At 40.9% G+C, this 19,021-nt stretch carries 14 protein-coding genes and 1 tRNA gene; 1 reads left to right on the plus strand and 14 read right to left on the minus strand.

Annotated elements, in window-relative coordinates; translation table 11 throughout:
• The 8 genes from GXZ13_00135 to GXZ13_00170 all read right to left on the minus strand — a co-directional run.
• Window positions 1-102: hypothetical protein (locus GXZ13_00135; protein NLX74256.1), on the minus strand; the 102-nt coding region annotated here is incomplete at its 3' end.
• A gap of 58 nt (window positions 103-160) precedes the next feature.
• The gene (gene rpsG / locus GXZ13_00140) at window positions 161-631 is read right to left on the minus strand and encodes a 30S ribosomal protein S7 (GenBank protein ID NLX74257.1); all 471 of its coding nucleotides are present in this window, start codon (window positions 629-631) and stop codon (window positions 161-163) included.
• A gap of 28 nt (window positions 632-659) precedes the next feature.
• Window positions 660-1,031: a 30S ribosomal protein S12 gene (locus tag GXZ13_00145; GenBank protein NLX74258.1), complete on the minus strand. Its 372-nt coding sequence runs from the start codon at window positions 1,029-1,031 to the stop codon at window positions 660-662.
• A 34-nt stretch (window positions 1,032-1,065) separates the two neighbouring features.
• A complete protein-coding gene (locus tag GXZ13_00150) occupies window positions 1,066-1,314 on the minus strand; it encodes a 50S ribosomal protein L7ae (protein ID NLX74259.1) in 249 nt (82 codons plus the stop codon).
• 136 nt (window positions 1,315-1,450) lie between these two features.
• Window positions 1,451-6,493, minus strand: a complete 5,043-nt coding sequence (rpoC, locus tag GXZ13_00155) for a DNA-directed RNA polymerase subunit beta' (GenBank protein ID NLX74260.1) — start codon at window positions 6,491-6,493, stop codon at window positions 1,451-1,453.
• Window positions 6,493-10,164: a DNA-directed RNA polymerase subunit beta gene (locus GXZ13_00160; GenBank protein NLX74261.1), complete on the minus strand. Its 3,672-nt coding sequence runs from the start codon at window positions 10,162-10,164 to the stop codon at window positions 6,493-6,495. Before GXZ13_00160 ends, rpoC begins: the two co-directional genes overlap by 1 nt.
• Window positions 10,165-10,364: 200 nt before the next feature.
• Window positions 10,365-10,451, minus strand: a tRNA-Leu gene (locus tag GXZ13_00165).
• 50 nt (window positions 10,452-10,501) lie between these two features.
• Complete coding sequence (locus GXZ13_00170) at window positions 10,502-11,014, minus strand: QueT transporter family protein (protein NLX74262.1); 513 nt, start codon at window positions 11,012-11,014, stop codon at window positions 10,502-10,504.
• Window positions 11,015-11,112: 98 nt separating this feature from the next.
• On the opposite strand from GXZ13_00170, the gene GXZ13_00175 reads away from it, so the two are divergent.
• Complete coding sequence (locus GXZ13_00175; protein NLX74263.1) at window positions 11,113-12,108, plus strand: NAD(P)-dependent glycerol-3-phosphate dehydrogenase; 996 nt, start codon at window positions 11,113-11,115, stop codon at window positions 12,106-12,108.
• 53 nt (window positions 12,109-12,161) lie between these two features.
• Here GXZ13_00175 and GXZ13_00180 read toward each other — a convergent pair whose 3' ends face one another.
• The 6 genes from GXZ13_00180 to pssA form a co-directional block, all read right to left on the minus strand.
• The gene (locus tag GXZ13_00180; protein ID NLX74264.1) at window positions 12,162-12,899 is read right to left on the minus strand and encodes an NAD-dependent deacylase; all 738 of its coding nucleotides are present in this window, start codon (window positions 12,897-12,899) and stop codon (window positions 12,162-12,164) included.
• A gap of 44 nt (window positions 12,900-12,943) precedes the next feature.
• Window positions 12,944-13,840, minus strand: coding sequence for a bifunctional 5,10-methylenetetrahydrofolate dehydrogenase/5,10-methenyltetrahydrofolate cyclohydrolase (locus GXZ13_00185; protein NLX74265.1), 897 nt, complete (start codon window positions 13,838-13,840; stop codon window positions 12,944-12,946).
• 48 nt (window positions 13,841-13,888) lie between these two features.
• A complete protein-coding gene (locus GXZ13_00190) occupies window positions 13,889-15,637 on the minus strand; it encodes an ABC transporter ATP-binding protein (GenBank protein ID NLX74266.1) in 1,749 nt (582 codons plus the stop codon).
• A gap of 264 nt (window positions 15,638-15,901) precedes the next feature.
• Window positions 15,902-16,483 (minus strand): indolepyruvate oxidoreductase subunit beta, encoded by a 582-nt coding sequence (locus GXZ13_00195; GenBank protein ID NLX74267.1) that lies wholly within the window; start codon window positions 16,481-16,483, stop codon window positions 15,902-15,904.
• 3 nt (window positions 16,484-16,486) lie between these two features.
• Complete coding sequence (iorA, locus tag GXZ13_00200) at window positions 16,487-18,247, minus strand: indolepyruvate ferredoxin oxidoreductase subunit alpha (GenBank protein ID NLX74268.1); 1,761 nt, start codon at window positions 18,245-18,247, stop codon at window positions 16,487-16,489.
• A 90-nt stretch (window positions 18,248-18,337) separates the two neighbouring features.
• Window positions 18,338-19,015: a CDP-diacylglycerol--serine O-phosphatidyltransferase gene (gene pssA, locus GXZ13_00205; GenBank protein ID NLX74269.1), complete on the minus strand. Its 678-nt coding sequence runs from the start codon at window positions 19,013-19,015 to the stop codon at window positions 18,338-18,340.
• Window positions 19,016-19,021: the final 6 nt, after the last annotated feature.

The raw sequence follows: 19,021 nt of genomic DNA on the forward strand, positions 1-19,021 counted from the left end.
ACCGGTATAGAAAAGAATACGTTCTGTGGTTGTAGTCTTACCTGCATCTATATGTGCGGCTATTCCTATGTTTCGAACATTGTGTAAGTCAAGGGCTTGCATCTTAACACCACCAAATCATTTCTTTAAAAATTTTCCTATTTACTTTATGTCTCATTAATTACCAGCGGTAGTGTGCAAACGCACGGTTGGCTTCAGCCATGCGATGTACGTCTTCGCGTTTTTTTACAGAACCGCCTTCAGCCTTGCATGCATCAGTAAGTTCACGAGCAAGACGTTCTACCATAGGCATTCCCTTGCGCCCACGTGAATATCTTATTATCCAACGTATTGCAAGCTCACGTCCTCTTTCAGGCCTTACTTCAACAGGCACCTGGTATGTTGCACCTCCGACTCTGCGAGGACGAACTTCTACCAAAGGACTGACATTCTCCATTGCTTTTTCAAAAACTTCAAATGGTTCAATATTAAGTCTCTCTCCTGCCAAATCCAGTGCTCTATACAAAATTTTTTCCGCTGTGCTTTTCTTACCGTCAAGCATCAGACAGTTGATAAATTTTGATATTATAGGGCTCGTGTAGACTGAATCGGGCGGAGTAATTCTCTTTCTAATGTGACCTTTTCTTGACATTAGAACAAAACCTCCCTTTTACTGTTTACTATTTAGGCTTGCGAGCACCGTAGAGCGAACGGGCTTGACGGCGATTTTCAACACCACTGCAATCTAATGTTCCTCTAATTATGTGATAACGCACACCAGGTAAGTCCTTTATACGTCCACCACGAATAAGCACCACTGAGTGCTCCTGCAAGTTGTGACCGACTCCCGGTATATATGCGGTAACTTCGAAACCGTTTGTCAGACGTACACGGGCTATCTTACGAAGAGCTGAGTTCGGTTTTTTTGGAGTAGCTGTGTATACACGTGTGCAAACTCCACGACGCTGCGGGTTCTCCTGCAGCGCAGGTGACTTCGATGTACGTCTTTTATCTGCTCTTCCTGTGCGAATAAGTTGGCTAATTGTCGGCAATAAGCTCCCTCCTTCCTAGTTATATTGTCTATTTCTACTTTTTAAGGAGGCCAGCTGCTGCCGTTTTTCTGGAAATGGCACAGGCTCTCCCTAGTTGCAATGATTTTTCGGTCCATTCTATTGGTATTGCATTTTTTTGAGCTTCTTTAATTATCTCCGCTAAAACAAGAGGATCTGCTTCTCGTGAAAGAAAAATTTTACTCACTTTGCCTGCCCTAAGCATCCTTAAAACGCTGTTACAGCCTGTAATTCTATCTCTCGAAGCAAGCTCATTTAAAGGCACAAGAACACCCCCTGTGCACAAAGGCACCGAGATATAATAACAGCGTATGCGGTGCCTGTCAATAATGACTGCTGCATACGCTGCATATTTTTGAAAATTACTGTTTTTCAGTAAAACTACTTAGTTTGCTGTGTCTTTAATTTAGCTCAGCTGTCTCTTCTGAAGTTGCTTCTACTGTTGTGCAGCTATCAGAAACCTCTAAGCTCTTATATTTCTCTATTCCTGTTCCTGCTGGGATAAGAAGACCTATTATTACGTTTTCTTTCAATCCCATCAACTCGTCTACATCTCCTCTTACAGCTGACGCCGCCAAAACTTGGGCCGTCTGCTGGAAGGATGCTGCAGAGAGGAAACTATCAGTTGCAAGTGCAGCCTTTGTTATTCCATGTACAACTGGGCGCCATTGTGGCTCTTCTTTTAAACGCCTTACAAAAGAGACTCTCTGAATAAGTTGTTTATATTCGGAAGCACCCTGTTTTGGACGTATAGTAATAGTGTCAGAAGAAACACGAGAGATCTCGTCTAACATGTCTAAGGTAATTTCGGTTCCCGGCTCTGCTAAAACTTCTCCTTCGGAATCAACTATTTGTTCAAGCAATATCTTTCCAACCGCTTTATCCGTAAGCACTTGTCTGATGATTTTTTCTTTCGTAATAATCGAACCGTTGCTCTCTATACCAGAAATTGTTCCCTCTACAAGACCGCGTACCACAGATCCATCAATCACATTCGATATGTCTGTGATAATTTCACCCTGAGAGTTAAATGCTTGGACAACAGGCTTGCTAAAATAGTGCTCTATCATAACTTGATGCATAGCATCTGCGAGGTTTAGATGTTCCGGAGACCTCCAAAGCTTAATTGAATCAATGTTTTCGTTGCACAAAATATTGATTGTTTTTTCATCTAAAATAGTATCAGACTTAATAAGCAACTTGTCTTTAACCTTCACATCCGAGGCAAGCCATGCAGAATCTATACTGCTTTCGAGCACTTTGATATCTCTGACTTTTAAAGGCTGAGGTGCTGCAGAAACTATTTTTGTTAAATCTGATGAGGACAATCTTGAACCGGACTCTACCACAATATCCTTTGCCTCATCTATAAAGTCTTCAATAAGCTCAAGACCTTCCATAGATCTTCTAAATGTAGCGTCTCCGATTATTATTCTTATTTCGCCCTTGTCATCTGACACTATAATATCTCCGGAGGCTCCTCTTGGCTGAAGAGCCGCAGAAAGAGCGACCTTGTTAATTTCTAACTTCTCATCTTTGTCTTTTAAGGACTTGATGGGCCATTCTACAAGTTTATAGTCTGAAAGAAAGTCAAATGACTTCTCAAGAGACTCAACATTACCCGCTCTCACTTCGTTTACTGCTGCTTCAATGTCGTCTCTGAATACCAGTTCGCCTGAAACAAAAGAGGTGTCCCCCTCTTCCAGTACGCGTACACGGTTAACAGGGGCAACTTTCCGCAGTATTGTCTCGACGTGTTTGTCATTTATGGAAACACCTTGAGATCTATAAACTTCTTGAATGCCATCCAGCAGATAGTGTTGAACAGCTTCAAGCCCTTCCACATCAAGGAGCTGCTGAGGATCTATATATCCTTCTGTAAGCAACATGCCTTTGGTTATTGTTGCTCCCTCTGTAATAGACATGAGCAGGTTCTGCGATGCCGGTATGTTATAAGAAACTTTTTCTTCTTCACCGTCTTTACCCTCGACGGCTATAATCAGTTTCTTCTTTCCGTTCATCTCACGGATTTCCAACAATGTCCCGTCGACTTCGGCTAATATTGCAACTTTTTTGGGTTTGCGAATTTCAAATAGCTGCTCAATTCTCGGAAGCCCTTGGGTAATATCCTCCCCCGTAAACTGACGAACTCCTCCAGTATGGAAAGTACGCATTGTAAGCTGAGTTCCAGGCTCTCCTATTGACTGTGCAGCAACAACTCCCACGGTTTCTCCTATTGCAACTTGTTTGCGAGAAGCCAAATCCTTACCATAGCAAGAACGACAAATCCCGTTCTTAAGTGCACATGTTAATGGGCTACGAACCCAAACTGAAGTAATTCCGAGACTTTCAACAAGTTTAGCTTTTTCGTGCGTTATCTCTTCATTTTTCTCTAAGAGCAATCCTTCATGAGCAGCCTTATCTTTTGTCTTCGGATATTCAACATCTTCTAAACTTAAGCGTCCTGCCAGTCTCTCTGACATAGATATGGTGACCTTTCCATCTTGCTGCAAGAGAGGACGAACTTCGATTCCCTGATTTGTTCCACAATCCTCTTCCATAATTATGAGATCTTGAGCAACATCAACGAGCCTACGAGTCAAATATCCAGACTTAGCCGTACGAAGAGCTGTGTCTGCAAGTCCTTTTCTGGCACCATGTGTGGAAATAAAATATTCCAGCGTATTTAGACCTTCTTTAAAGTTTGCAACTATTGGATATCTAAGAATTTTACCTGATGGGTCTGCCATTAGGCCTCGAATACCGGCCATCTGCGAAACCTGTCCTCTGGATCCTCTGGCACCTGAGTCAACCATAATTCTCAGCGGATTTGTTTCATCCATCTTATCCATTATTTTATCCGCTATTATTCTGCCTGAATCAGACCACAATAAATCCTTCTGGCGCATGTATTCATCTTCTGTCAAGATTCCCAAATCATACTGTTCTGTTAACTCTTCTTCATGAGCCAGCGTAACATCAAGAATTTCTTTCTTTTCTTCGGGAACCACAACGTCATTGACGCCCAGGCTGATTCCACTAGCTGTTGACCAGTGATAACCAAGAGTTTTGATGTCATCTAACATGTGAACCATGGCAGCCTGACCAACTTTATCGTAAGCAAAGTCAAGTATTTTTGACATCTGTCTTTTATTAATTGCTACGTTAATAAATCTAAGTGCTGCGGGGAGTGCCGAATTAAAAAGAACACGTCCAGGAGAAGTCTCTATCCATTTCCCGTCCTTCATAGTTTCACATTCCCACTCAGGATTCTTCTTTATATATATTTTTGAATTGATGTTCACAGCTCCATGATCCAAAGCGGACAATACGTCCTCCTCGTCTCTATAATGAGAACCTTCTCCTTGGAGACCGTCACGCATGGATGTAATGTAGTAGATACCCAAAATTATATCCTGCGTCGGAACAACAATCGGCTTCCCACTAGCCGGAGACAATAGATTGTTTGAAGAAAGCATGAGAACTCGTGCCTCTGCCTGAGCTTCAATGGAAAGTGGCACGTGTACTGCCATTTGGTCTCCATCAAAGTCGGCGTTAAAGGCAGTACAGACCAAAGGATGAAGCCTAATGGCCTTACCTTCAATAAGAACCGGCTCAAAAGCCTGGATACCAAGTCTATGCAATGTTGGAGCTCTGTTTAACATAACTGGGTGGTCTTTAATTATTCCTTCTAGTATTCCCCAAACCTCGTCTCGACCTCTCTCAATAAATCTACGAGCACTCTTGACATTGGGAGCAAATCCGCTCTCCACAAGTTTGTGCATTACAAATGGTTTAAAGAGTTCCAATGCCATTTGCTTGGGCAGACCACACTGGTAGAGCTTAAGTGTGGGACCGATTACAATTACCGAACGGCCTGAGTAGTCAACTCTTTTCCCCAACAAGTTTTGACGGAAACGTCCCTTCTTCCCACGGAGCAAATCTGTCAGGCTCTTAAGAGGCCTGTTCCCTGCACCAAGAACTGCTTTGCCTCTACGACCATTGTCTATCAAAGCATCAACCGACTCTTGAAGCATCCTTTTCTCATTGCGCACAATGATTTCCGGAGCTCTTAACTCAAGGAGTTTACGAAGCCTGTTGTTTCTATTTATAACTCTTCTATATAAATCATTAAGGTCTGATGTCGCGAATCGTCCTCCATCGAGCTGCACCATAGGGCGAAGATCGGGGGGGATAACTGGAAGTACAGATAGAACCATACGCTCCGGAAGACTTTTGCTTTTACGAAAATCCTCTAAAACCTGTAAGCGTTTTACAAGCTTGCGCTTTTTCTGACCGGTACTTTCTGCAGCTTCTTCCCTGAGAGTAGTGGCCAACAAGTCTATATCCACATTATTGAGAAGGGTTAATATACCATCTGCACCTATCCCTGCACTAAATTCTTTATCGTATGCCTTGCAAACAACTTGTTCACGTTCAAGGATAACGTCCGATTTTTCAAAGGGGGAATTGCCGCCTGTTATTACTATATAGCAGGGATCCTCAAGCGTAATGGTTTCTTCTACGGTCTGGAAACGCTTAGGGTACTTTTGATTGTACAATCTGTATTCAGTCTCTGAAATTACGTCATTTTTAGCAAAGGGGAGATGAATAGCAAGAGTAACTACAAGAGCTTCTTGTTTGTTTATCAAAACCTGCTCTGCTTTGAGTTCTGCATCCGATTCTAACAATCCCGCCACTTTTGACTCAGGAACTACTTCGTCAAATAATTGCACTTCTTCGTTCTCTACATCTTCCTTTACTTCTTTGAAAACACGGAAGGCCCTCTCTACTGCAAACAGGTCATCTCCATATTCAGCTTTAATTCTGTTTGCTTGTGAGGGAGAAATAACATCTCCTTCCTCAACCGGAATATCCTCAACTTTTGTTATACGAAATGCCTCTTCAGCTTTAAATTTAGAGTCGTAAAAACGATGAATTCTCTCTTCTGATGCAGATAGAAGTGAGTTCATGCGCGCAAGGTCTATTCTTCGTCCTTCTGTTACGACCTTATATACTTTCTCTCTGCGTCTTGTAGGCGCAAAATACACTACTTTTTCAAGATCTTTTGTGGATGCACCTAAAAGGAGACTCAGTCTACTCGGAATTCCCCTTAAATACCAAATATGAACAACAGGGGCTGCCAATTCAATATGCCCCATCCTCTCACGGCGCACGCGGTTATCTGTTATTTCTACACCACAATGGTCGCAAACAACGCCCCTAAATTTGGGACCGCTTCTTTTATATTTACCACATGAACACTCATAGCTTCTTGTAGGACCAAAAATACGTTCGCAGAAAAGACCATCCTTTTCGGGACGGAGGGTTCTGTAGTTGATAGTTTCTGGTTTTTTAACTTCCCCACTAGATAACTCCCTTATTCTTTCAGGAGAAGAAAGCCTCATTCTCACTCCGGCTATTTCACGTTTTATGTTGGTCATTAATTATCATCCCCCTGCTCGTCGGCCTTTGGGTCCGTATCGTTAAAGAGAGCATCTGCTTCTTCTGTTGAAACTGTTTCCAGCTCTAATTCAACTGCATCTTCCGTGTCGTCACTTACAACATCGTCATGGAATAAGTCCGAACTGGTCGTGGCTGAACTAGGTCCTCCTGATGGGAAAGACTCAATACCGTCAACCGTGGCATCAGGTTTAAATGAAAGATGACGCCCTCTGGTGTTGTCGTCGTCATCGTTGAGAACAAGTTCCCCAACGCTTCCATCTGTGTAAATAATCTCCACATCCAACCCAAGACCTTGCAGTTCTTTTATCAATACTCTAAAGCTCTCGGGAACGCCTGGTTTTGATAAGTTCTCACCCTTAACAATGCGTTCATATGTTTTAAGTCGACCTCTTATGTCGTCGGATTTTACCGTCAGCATTTCTTGAAGAACATGAGCTGCTCCGTAACCTTCAAGAGCCCAAACTTCCATTTCTCCGAAACGCTGCCCACCAAACTGTGTTTTCCCTCCGAGAGGCTGCTGCGTAATAAGACTGTAAGGGCCTATAGAACGGGCATGTATTTTGTCGTCTACTAAGTGGATTAGCTTCATCATATACATAACTCCGACTTCGACCTTATTTGCCATTGGTTCACCTGTACGCCCATCGTACAATGTTATTTTGCAGTCCGTTTCCATTTCCGGATATTTTGTTTCCTGTATATTTTTAACGTAAGGAGCTAACTCTTCAGTAGTTGCCGATTCAAATACCGGTGTCACTACCTTCCATCCGTTCTGTAGTGCTACAAAGCCCAACATCGTTTCTAATACCTGGCCAAGGTTCATACGGCTAGGTACACCAAGTGGGTTCAAGACAACGTCGACTGGAGTTCCGTCTGAAAGATAAGGCATATCTTCTTCTGCCATAATGCTTGAGACGACTCCTTTGTTCCCATGTCGCCCAGCCATCTTGTCCCCTTCAGTTATCTTTCTGAACTGAGCAACATAGACTTTTACGACTTCGTTGATTCCAGGAGCCAGGTCATCACCGTTGTTCTCTCTACTTAGACGTTTGATTTCGACTACGGTGCCGCTTTCACCATGTGGAACTCTTAGGGAAGTGTCTCTTACTTCTCTGGCTTTTTCACCAAATATAGCTCTAAGTAATTTTTCTTCAGGAGTTTGGTCAGATTCGCCTTTTGGTGTCACTTTCCCTATCAATATGTCTCCGGCTTTGACTTCCGCTCCGATTCTCACTATTCCATCTTCGTCTAGATTCTTAAGTGCATCTTCTCCAACATTGGGAATATCTCGAGAAATTTCTTCTGAACCGAGCTTGGTGTCTCTTGCTTCCAACTCATATTCTTCTATATGTATAGATGTGTAAAAGTCTTCTTTTACCAGTTTTTGACTGATAAGAATAGCGTCTTCAAAGTTATAGCCCTCCCATGAAACAAAAGCTACAACCACATTGCGTCCAAGAGCAAGCTCTCCACCGTCGCATGCCTGTCCGTCTGCAATAACTTCATTGCCTTTTATTTTCTGTCCCTTCTGGACAAGAGGTTTCTGATGAATGACAGTTCCTTGGTTTGAACGCATGAATTTTGCCATGTTATAAGTGTCAATATCTCCGCCAGCCGTTTTAATTTCTATTCTATCGGCATCAACATAGACGACCTCTCCTGCCCTGCTTGAAACAACACAAGAACCGGAGTCTTTTGCAATGCGATGTTCAATTCCAGTCCCTACTATTGGAGAATCAGGGAAAACAAGAGGTACAGCTTGACGCTGCATGTTTGATCCCATTAGAGCTCTGTTTGCATCGTCATGCTCAAGAAATGGGATAAGTGCCGTTGATATTGATACGATTTGTTTGGGAGATATATCCATATACTGCAATTCATCGGGTCTTATCTCTATAGTATTATCATGGTGTCTTACATAGATTCCACCGCTAACAGATTTTGGCAAAACATTGCCCTCTTCATCCATCGGCATATCTGCACGTCCGACATAGTACTCATCTTCATCGTCGGCAGAAAGATAAACTATCTCTTCTGTAATTTTTCCATTGACGACTTTTTTACGGGGACAAACTAGGAATCCATATTCATTTATACGAGCAAATGTCGCAAGGGAAGTAACAAGTCCGATGTTAGGACCTTCCGGTGTTTCTATAGGACATATGCGGCCATAGTGAGTGTGGTGCACGTCACGAGCCTCAAACCCTGCTCTTTCACGACTTAGCCCCCCCGGGCCAAGTGCAGAAAGTCGACGTCTGTGCGTAAGCTCGGCTAAGGGGTTCGTCTGGTCCATAAACTGTGACAGCTGCCCTGAGCCAAAAAACTCTCTAAGTGCAGCCGATATAGGACGAACGTTAATTAAATCTTTCGCCATAGCTGTAGCCAAGTCAGGAGTCGTCGTCATACGCTCCCTTGCTATTCTCTCCATACGAAGAAGTCCGATGCGTACCTGGTTTTGGAGCAACTCTCCCACCGCGCGTACTCTTCTATTGCCCAAGTGGTCTATATCGTCCACGTGCTCATTGCCATCACGAAGTGATATAAGTCCCAATATTATTGCCACGAGATCGGGAATTGTTAACAATCTCTCTGCACTTGAAACATCCAATCCCAAGCGCCTATTTATTTTATAACGACCGACTCTGCCCAAATTATATCTGCGGGGATCAAAGAACACGCTATCAATATATTCTCTTGCGTTTTCCATGCGTGCCGGTTCATTTGGACGAAGCCTCTTGAATAACTCAAGTATTGCTTCATCAGGGGTATCCGTTCTATCACGTTCAATAGTTGCAGCAATAGCAGAATCAACGTCCCAAACCATAACCTTTGTGCGTCCGTTATTCCAAAGAATCTCTAAATGCTCTTTTGTAAGCCTAGTATTTTTCGGAATTTCTATTCTCGCACTGACATCGTTTGATACAATAGCTTCTGCAAGAAGCATACCCATAACGCTGTCTTCTACAAGATCTCTCTCGACTTCCTTCGCACCGAACAGTGCAAGAAGATCTTCTGTTGACTGTACACCAAATACTCTTAGTATCATCGTAATTGGGATTTTTTTGCGATTATCTATCTTAGTAGATATAACACCATCAGTAGCAAGATCAAATTCAATCCACGCGCCTCTGTCGGGAATCAATTTCGCAAGAAACGACTCCCTGCCCGGCACTCCAAGTTCAGCGAGATAATATACCCCTGCAGATCTGGCAAGCTGGTTAACTACAACTCTCTCTGTGCCGTTAATTATAAAAGTACCCCGCTCAGTCATAGCGGGAAAATCACTCAGATAGACTTCCTCTTCTTTTATCTCACCCGTCTTATTATTAACGAGTCTGATAGTGGCACGCAGAGGTCTCGACCATGTTAGGTCCCTGCTGCGAGCTTCCTCCATACTCATTGATACCGGATCGACAATGTAGTTGACTAATTCAAGAGCAAAAGAACCATCATAGCTTTCGATCGGAAAAACTTCGTCAAATAGCTCTTGCAGCCCTTGAGAAGCACGCTCTTCTTCATCTGCTTGGAAAAACCAAGAGTATGAATTCCGCTGAACCTCAACAAGATCTGGAAGGGGTATTAAGTTTTTCTCTTTTCCGAAAACTTTGCGGCGCTCAAATGCTGTGCCTGAAGCTGTTTTAAACTGCATAGAGCAACCTCCCCAAGTTAAATTTTTATTCAATATAAACAATCATACAAATGGGTATTATAGCAAAAAAGCGACAACTGTCAATAGACAGGTATCGCCTGTTTTACTTAAAAAATAGCCGTTATTTTCATGGCGATATTATCATTCACCATCTATTTTTGTCAAGCTCTGAAAAGAAAAACAATAAAATTCATGTGTTATGGTGTCGAGGAGGGGAATTGAACCCCTATGAGCGCAAGCCCACTAGATCCTGAATCTAGCGCGTCTACCTGTTCCGCCACCCCGACGAATATAACTTCGCGATTTTAACAGCAAGCAAAAGCTTTGGCAAGATAATCTATTTTTTTACCCATGTTCCACTTCCTGTTTCTTTTTTTGAAAGCAAAATAGTATCAAAAGCTCTTGAACGGTACAATAATAGACTTATCGGCAATCCTATGCCAAAGCATACTACAAATTGGCTAATTCCGATATATAGCATTGTCAAAACTACAGAAACTTCTGTTACTGCAGCAATATAATAACCAACGACAAGAGCATTAATTATTACCGGAGGGATTGCAGCAATCCATATGTTTGGCGATTTGTAGGTAAGCCAAGCTGCAAACAATGTTGCACCGCTACCCAAAAAAACATCAATCAATCCAAAACCGCCACCGCCACCTATTAGATTGGAGAGGACACAGCCTGCAAACAAACCCACTATTGCTTCAGGAATAAAAAAAGGTAATAATGTCAGTGCTTCAGCTACTCTAAACTGTATTGGCCCAAATGAAATAGTGAAAAAGATGAATGTCAGAGCAACATATAGGGCCGCAATTGCCGCAGACAATGTTATTTTCTTTATCATATAAATACTCCTCTCAACCAGGTACAACTTTGGTATTATACACTCCATAAGCTATAATAATCAATAATTTAGAAAATTAAACTTGGGGGTCCTCATTTATGAAAGTTACTATATTTGGAGCAGGAAGCTTCGGTACGGCAGTTGCTACGCATCTTGCCAATTTGGGAAACTCTGTTCTTATGTGGACTATAGATACAGAACAGGCTGATTCAATAAATAATCATGGCATAAATACTTTTTGTTTCAGCGATAAAAAATTGGACGAAAAAATAAGGTGTACTGTCGACATGCATGAAGCCTTAAGCTTTTCAGATAGATATATTATGGCCGTTCCCACACAATTTGTGAGGGAGGTTTATGAGAAAATTAACGAAAAAAAACAGAGTGGAGGCTATATTCTGAATTTGGCCAAGGGCATTGAGATCTCCACAGGAAGTCTGTTACATAAAGTACAACAGGAAACTTGCCCAGACTTGATATATTCTGCTCTTTCCGGACCCAGTCATGCAGAGGAAGTTCTTTTGGGATGCCCTACAGCCGTAGTGGTTGCTTCTGAATTTGAAGATGAGGCTGGATTTTGGCAGTCTCTTCTTACTGGCAATAGATTTAGAGTATATACGTCAAGCGATGTAATAGGGGTTGAAATTGGCGGTGCCACTAAAAACATATACGCTATAGCGGCCGGCATTTCCAAAGCGATGGAATTGGGAGACAACGCTCTAGCTGCCATTGCATGTAGAGGATTAGCAGAAATAATGAGACTTGGACAAAAAATGGGGGCCTCCCCTTTAACTCTCTCCGGATTAGCCGGAGTCGGCGATTTAATGGTCACTTGCTATAGTCTTCACTCTAGAAACTTTAGGCTTGGCATCACTGTAGGGAAAGGCGTAAGTTTGGATGCTGCGATAAAAGAATTGGGACAGGTCGCAGAAGGAGCCTATACCGTAAAAGCCATAATTAAAAATAGCCGTTTTTTTGATGTAGATATGCCTCTTGCAAACGGAGTTTATCGTATCCTTTATGAAAATGCATCACCAAAGCAAATTTTAAATGAACTTTTTACTAGGCCATTAAAAGCAGAGTTAAATCTCTAATTTGTAGCTTTCCCCTTAGTTTGCTCTACTTGCATTGTTGCTTATTAAAGACGCTATAAACTCTTATTAACCTCAGTCAAATAGTTCCCTATCCCCTCGTTAACAACAAGGTCAGCAAGATAGTCTAAAGGGGTCTTATCCCTGTTAATTATAACGAGTTTGGCCCCTGAGTCCTTTGCTTGCCTCGGGAAATAATTGGCGGGAGAAACGGCTAAAGATGAACCTAGGACAATAAAGGTATCACAATCAGAGCTCCACTTATCTGCCTCTTTAAGTGGTTTTTCTGGCAACATTTCTCCAAATAAAACGACACTTGGACGTAAATTCCCTCCACATGAACAGGAAACCTTCCCCAGAAAATCTTCTGTCGTCCCTTTTTTCCCACAAGAATGACAAAATACCGGTTCAAGACTCCCGTGAAGCTCTGCCACTCTAACCGCCCCGGCTCGTTGATGCAACCTGTCTACATTCTGGGTTATAATGCCAGTTATAAAACCTTTCTTTTCCCAGTCTGCAATAAGCTTATGCCCGATATTTGGGAGAATGGTATCGGGAACATAAAGACGCTGCTTATAAAAGTCTACAAACTCATCATATCTACGCTCTAAGACTCCAACAGAAGCCATCTCAGTGGGATCAACCTGGGACCAAATGCCATCCCTAGAACGAAAATCTTGAAGCCCTGATTCTGTGCTTAATCCAGCACCGCTAAAAATCACCACATTGCCTTTTTTAATTCGTTCAGCCAACCAATCTATTCCGTTGTTTTTATTCACTCTTTTACACTCCAATCCGTTTTCACATAATTCATTTAAAACAATCTTCTGTATTATTTCTAACGAAGATCGGATAATTTTGGGAAAATAAGGCTATTCCCCAGTCTTCTTTTCGTGGCACATAGTAATAAATTAACAAGGAGAAGGGAAACAGTAATGGGGCCAACACCTCCAGGAACAGGGCTTATGGCCTCGATATCATTTTCTGATTCTAGAAGTACATCGCCCACAAGTTTGCCTTGTGGATCAAAGTTCGTTCCCACATCTATAACCCAAGCTTCTTGAGTAAGCTCATTCGTTTTTACTATACCTGGCACTCCGGCAGCTACAACTACTACATCCGCCGTAGACAGCATTTTTTTTAGTTGCTTTTCAGATGTTTTGGTGTGGCATACGGCAACAGTTCCATTTTTATGCATTAACATGTTCGCAACTGCTCTGCCCACATTTGCACTTCTACCAACTACGACACAATTTTTCTCCTCAAACGAACTATAGCCATGCCATTCCAACAAGGTAAGAGCTGCCCATGCTGTACAAGGTTTTGGCGTGCCTTCTTCTCCTAAATACAGGCGACCCAAGTTTTCGGGATGAACTCCCTCTACATCTTTGTCAGGAGAAATGGCATTTATAATTTCGCTCATTTTCCAATCTTGCGGCAATGGCGTCTGTAATATTATTCCGTCAATTGCATTATCTTTTGCGATTTTATCTATTTCCTTTAAAAAATCGACTTTTTTTATGTCTTTTGGATATTTTATAAATTTTGCCTTAATACCAGCTTCTTCACAAGCTTTAATTTGACTATTTATATAGCGCTCTGAAGCAAGATTTTCTCCAATTTGAACAGTTACGAGAGTTGGGGACCATCCATGCTCTCCCTGTATTTTTTGAACTTCTGAAGCAACCCATTTCTTTATTGACAGCGCAACCGGCTTACCTTCAAGCGATCTCATTTTCTACACCTCTTTGCTATCTGTTTAATAAATTAAAAACCAGCAGTATTACACCCCTAAGTTCTGTGTATTGTAAAGTTCAGCGTAAACTCCATTTTTCTCCATCAGTGATTTATGATCTCCATCTTCAATAATGACACCATTTTCAAATACAAGTATTCTGTCTACATTTCTTACCGTTGACAATCGGTGTGCTATTACAAATGTTGTTCTGCCTCTTACCAAACTATCAAATGTTTCCTGTATTTTCGCTTCAGTTACACTGTCTAACGCTGAAGTAGCCTCATCTAATATTAAAAATGGAGGATTTTTTAGAAAAATCCTTGCTATTGAGATGCGCTGTTTTTGCCCTCCGGATAACATGGCTCCCCTCTCGCCCACAAAAGTATCAAATTCTTGTGGCATGGCCATGATATCATCATAGATCTCTGATTGTTTTGCAGCATCTATAACTTCTTCTTCTGTCGCACCTGGTCTTCCATATCTGATGTTTTCAAGAATACTGTCAGCAAAAAGGAATACTTCTTGATCCAGCACACCTATATTTTTGCGCAAAGATTCCTGAGTAACATCGCGTATGTCAATATTATCGAGTAAAATTTCACCTTCATCTACATCATAAAATCTAGGGATAAGTTTGCACAAAGTTGATTTTCCGCCACCAGAATGACCCACAACTGCAACTGCCTCTCCGGGCTCCACATGAAGAGAGATGTTATGCAGGACAGGAAGACCCTTTTTATAGGAGAAACTCACATTGTTTATATCTAATTTCCCTTTAAGTCTGTCAAGCTCTATCGCTGTTGGACTGTCTTGCATCCTCGTTTCAGTTCTCATAAGCGAGACAAAACGCACAAAACCAGCCTTACCTTTTGCAAACAATTCGGCGAAGTTAGCAAGTTTTCTTATTGGAGTGATAAAAGTAGCTATATACAAATTAAATGTGATTAGGTCAATATTATTCATCTGGTCCTTCATTATTAATATGCCGCCAACCAAGATTACTGTTGCCGGTAATATACAGAGGAAGAACTCCATTGTTGCAGTGAAATGTCCCATGGTTTTATAGAATTTAGTTTTAGACTTTCTAAAATCCATATTGGATCTCGTAAATTTTTCAAATTCTATTTCTTCATTTGCAAATGCTTTGGATGTTTTCATTCCAGATAAACCTGACTCTATGTTAACATTTATGGATGCTGTTTTCTCCTTTACATCAAGGGAGGCTTTTGCCAACTCATACCTTCTATGCCAGATAACCAACATAAATATAGGCAATATCAGAAATATTATCAGAGTTAATTTCCACTGAATGGTAAATAAAACGGCAAGAGAACCGATTATTGTTAATATTGAAATAAAAACGTCTTCAGGTCCATGATGGGCGAGCTCTGTTATATCAAATAAGTCAGTTGTTAATCTGCTCATCAGCTGTCCGATACGGGTCTTATCAAAATATCCATAAGATAAATTTTGGATGTGTCTATATAAATCGCTTCTGATATCAGCTTCTACCAACACTCCGAATGTATGACCGTAGTATGTCAAAATAAAATAAAAGAATGCTCTTACTGTGTACGCCAATAACATGATTACCATAACTAGTATGAAAGTACTAAAAGCATTTGAAGGTATTAATTTATATAGAGAATAGCGAGTTATAGCAGGAAAAGATAAGTCTATAAGCGCTATTAGAAAAGCACATGACATATCCAGTATGAATAGTTTTTTATGTGGCTTAAAATATGAAAAAAATATAGAAAGAAGTGTTCTTTTTTGAAATTCCTTTGTGTCCATCTTGTGCTTTACCTTTCTTTACCATGAGTCTTATTTTTGCATATTATAGCATGTAATCGTTCATCAAAATCTTTGTGAATAACATCCAGCACTGTATTTAGGCATATTATGATAAAATCTTTAGTTTATTTTACTTAAATTTAAATCGCACACGCATACGGGAGTAGATATTTCCTCAAATTATAATAGCGGCCTCATTATAATTGAGAACCGCTAAGCTGTTATACAATGTTATGTCCCATCACGATTTCTATGGGTTTCGCCTTAAAGAGTTAACCCCGTTTTCAACGCCTCTATATTAAGTTCATAGAATTTCGGAGGGATTATGTCTTTTAAAACTGACTCCCAATCGAGGTTTGTTAGCCCAGTTGCTTTTATTAAAGTTCCAAGAAGCACTATATTTTGAGCTTTGGCATTGCCAAGTCCCTCTGCTATCTTAGTTGCGTTAACCACTTTCAGATTCGCAACTTTTTCTCTTAACTGTTCAATTGCATCATCCGGATAAACCGCAGCACCAATGAGAACAGGAAGAGGGTAAATCTCAAAGTCATTGACTATAAGTGTGCCATCTTTTTTCAAATAGTTCAGCCAACGGACAGCCTCTACTTTTTCAAATGATACCAACACGTCCGCACAATTTTTGGAGACTATTGGGGAAGCCACTTTTGTTCCATATCTTACATGTGTGGTTACGCTTCCTCCCCTCTGGGACATTCCATGAATTTCTGACATTTTTACGTCATATCCCTTTCGCATCAAGCCCTCAGAGAGGATCTTGGATGCCAAAATAGTTCCCTGCCCTCCGACTCCTACAAGAAGAATACTTTTTGTGTCATTTTTGAACATAGCTTATTCCTCCCTCTTTATTGCTTGTGTCGGACAAACTTGTGCACATATCTCACAACCATTACACATGTCTCGATCTATGGAGACGATACCGTCGTTCTGACTGATAGCAGGGCAACCTACTTTAAAACAAGCTCTGCATTTTATACATTTTTCCTGGTCTACAAAACACTTCATATCAACACGAGCTTTTATAACTTCTTTTATAAGAGCACATGGTGTTGTTGTTATAATGACGAACGGCTCTTCTGATTCATAGCCATCTTTAATGGCTGACTTAGTCTCTCCCAGCTTGTAAGGGTCAATGACACGGATATTATCCGGTTTTATACCACATGCTATACAAATCTTTTTAAAGTCAACCTTCTCTGTTGGTTCCCCCATTAATGTACGTCCTGTTCCGGGGTTATCTTGGTGCCCTGTCATAGCAGTAATACTATTGTCAAGAATACATATGACAATCTTAGCTTTGTTGACAACAGCATCTATAAGCCCTGTTAAGCCAGAGTGAAAAAAAGTAGAATCTCCTATTACAGCAAACACTTTTTGCTGTCTTTTAGCCTTGAGGTTTGATTTTTCAAAACCAATGGCTCCTGAAATACTTGCCCCCATACAAAGTACTGAATCTATAGCTGAAAGAGGAGGAGTTGCTCCAAGCGTATAACAACCAATATCTCCAGAAACAACGATATCTTTAAATTTTCTTAACTCGTAGAAGAAACCTCTATGAGAACAGCCGGGGCATAGTACGGGTGGACGAGGTGGCGCCACTGCTTCTATTTTATAAGACTCACACTCCTCTATTTCAGGACAAAAAGCACGCTGTATTTTCTCAGGAGTGAGTTCATCTACCCAGGATAATTTCTCACGTCCTACACACTCTATCCCCAAAGCTTTCACAAAATCTTCTAAGTAAGGTTCGTTTTCTTCTATTATGTAAAGAGTTTTTACGGAAGAAGCAAACTTTTTTATCTTTTCTGAGGGAAGCGGCCATGTAAAGCCTAGTTTAAGATAGGAAGCTTTTTCGCCAAAAACTTCTTTTGCATGGTTATATGAAATTCCAGATGTTATTATTCCAATTTCACTATCTCTTAATTCTATTCTGTTTAGAGGAGTAGTTTCACTATATTCTTTTAGTGCTTTAATTCTGTTTTCCATTTCAAATTTTCTTTTTTTTGCATTTGCCGGAGCCATTACATATTTTTCTACATTTTTTACATATTTTTTTATCGAAATTTGTGGTCGATCAGAAAGATTCACCATGCTTTTGCTGTGGCAAATACGCGTTGTAACTCGAAATAGTACAGGGATATCAAATTTTTCTGATATTTCATAAGCTTCTTTTACAAAATCTACACATTCCTGACTATCTGATGGCTCAAACATCGCTATTTTTGCATGAGATGCATAATATCTGTTGTCTTGCTCATTTTGAGAGCTAAATAGTCCAGGGTCGTCCGCAGTGACTATTAACAATCCTGCATTTACTCCGGTGTAGGCAAGCGTAAACAATGGATCAGCTGCAACATTTAATCCTACATGTTTCATGGCGGCTAGTGCTCTACTTCCTGCGAAACAAGCTCCTGCGGCCAGCTCTAAGGCGACTTTTTCGTTTGTTGTCCACTGAGAATATACCTCTTTATATTTTGAAAGATTTTCCAGTATTTCTGTAGAGGGAGTTCCGGGATAAGCCGCTGCAATATTTACCCCCGCTTCCCATGCTCCTCTGGCTATAGCTTCATTTCCTGTCATAATTTCTCGCATGTTATTACCCTCTTTCAAAAAAACCCGACTTTGAATCTATACCAAAGTCGGGAAGTATTTTGTGCTGTAGCTTAATCCAAAATACGCTCTTTATTTTTTTTCTTGTGCTGTTGTATCATTAATAAGAATCCATTCAGCACAATCAAATCTCAGTAAGCCCATAGCAATGTATAGAAGGGCGATAAACAAAAAAGCTCTCTCTCTCAATAGAAAAAATGAAATAATAACAAATCCCACAAGGAAATACAATTTCATTTTATTAATGTTGTTCTTCGTAAGTTTTTTTGCATTCCAGTACGGAATTGAACTCACCATTAAACCACCCACCATAATCATAGCAGTCATAGCGAAGAACGATGTAATTTCTACCTTTGCTATAACAAATGATGCCAACGTTAACCCTGCAGCTGGAATGGGAAGCCCTTGAAATGATCCCTCAGCTGCAATAGTTATGTTGAAACGGGCTAACCTAAGAACTCCGCACAAAACAAAAAACGATGTGGATAAAGCCCCAAATATCCCGGCTTGTATGCCGGAATATGCAACGTACATTAAAAAAGCAGGAGCTACTCCGAAACTTATCGCATCGGCCAAACTATCAAGCTCTTCACCAAAAGCACTGCTACCACCCAAAGTCCTAGCTACTCTGCCATCCATTACATCAAAAAAAACGGCAAAACAGATTAAAATCGCCGCAGGAAAAAGATGCCCATGATATGTCATTATAAGAGAAGACATTCCACAGAAAACACTGCCGCTCGTTATCATGTTGGG

It is taken from the genome of Synergistaceae bacterium (assembly GCA_012728235.1).
Taxonomy (GTDB): domain Bacteria; phylum Synergistota; class Synergistia; order Synergistales; family Synergistaceae; genus JAAYFL01.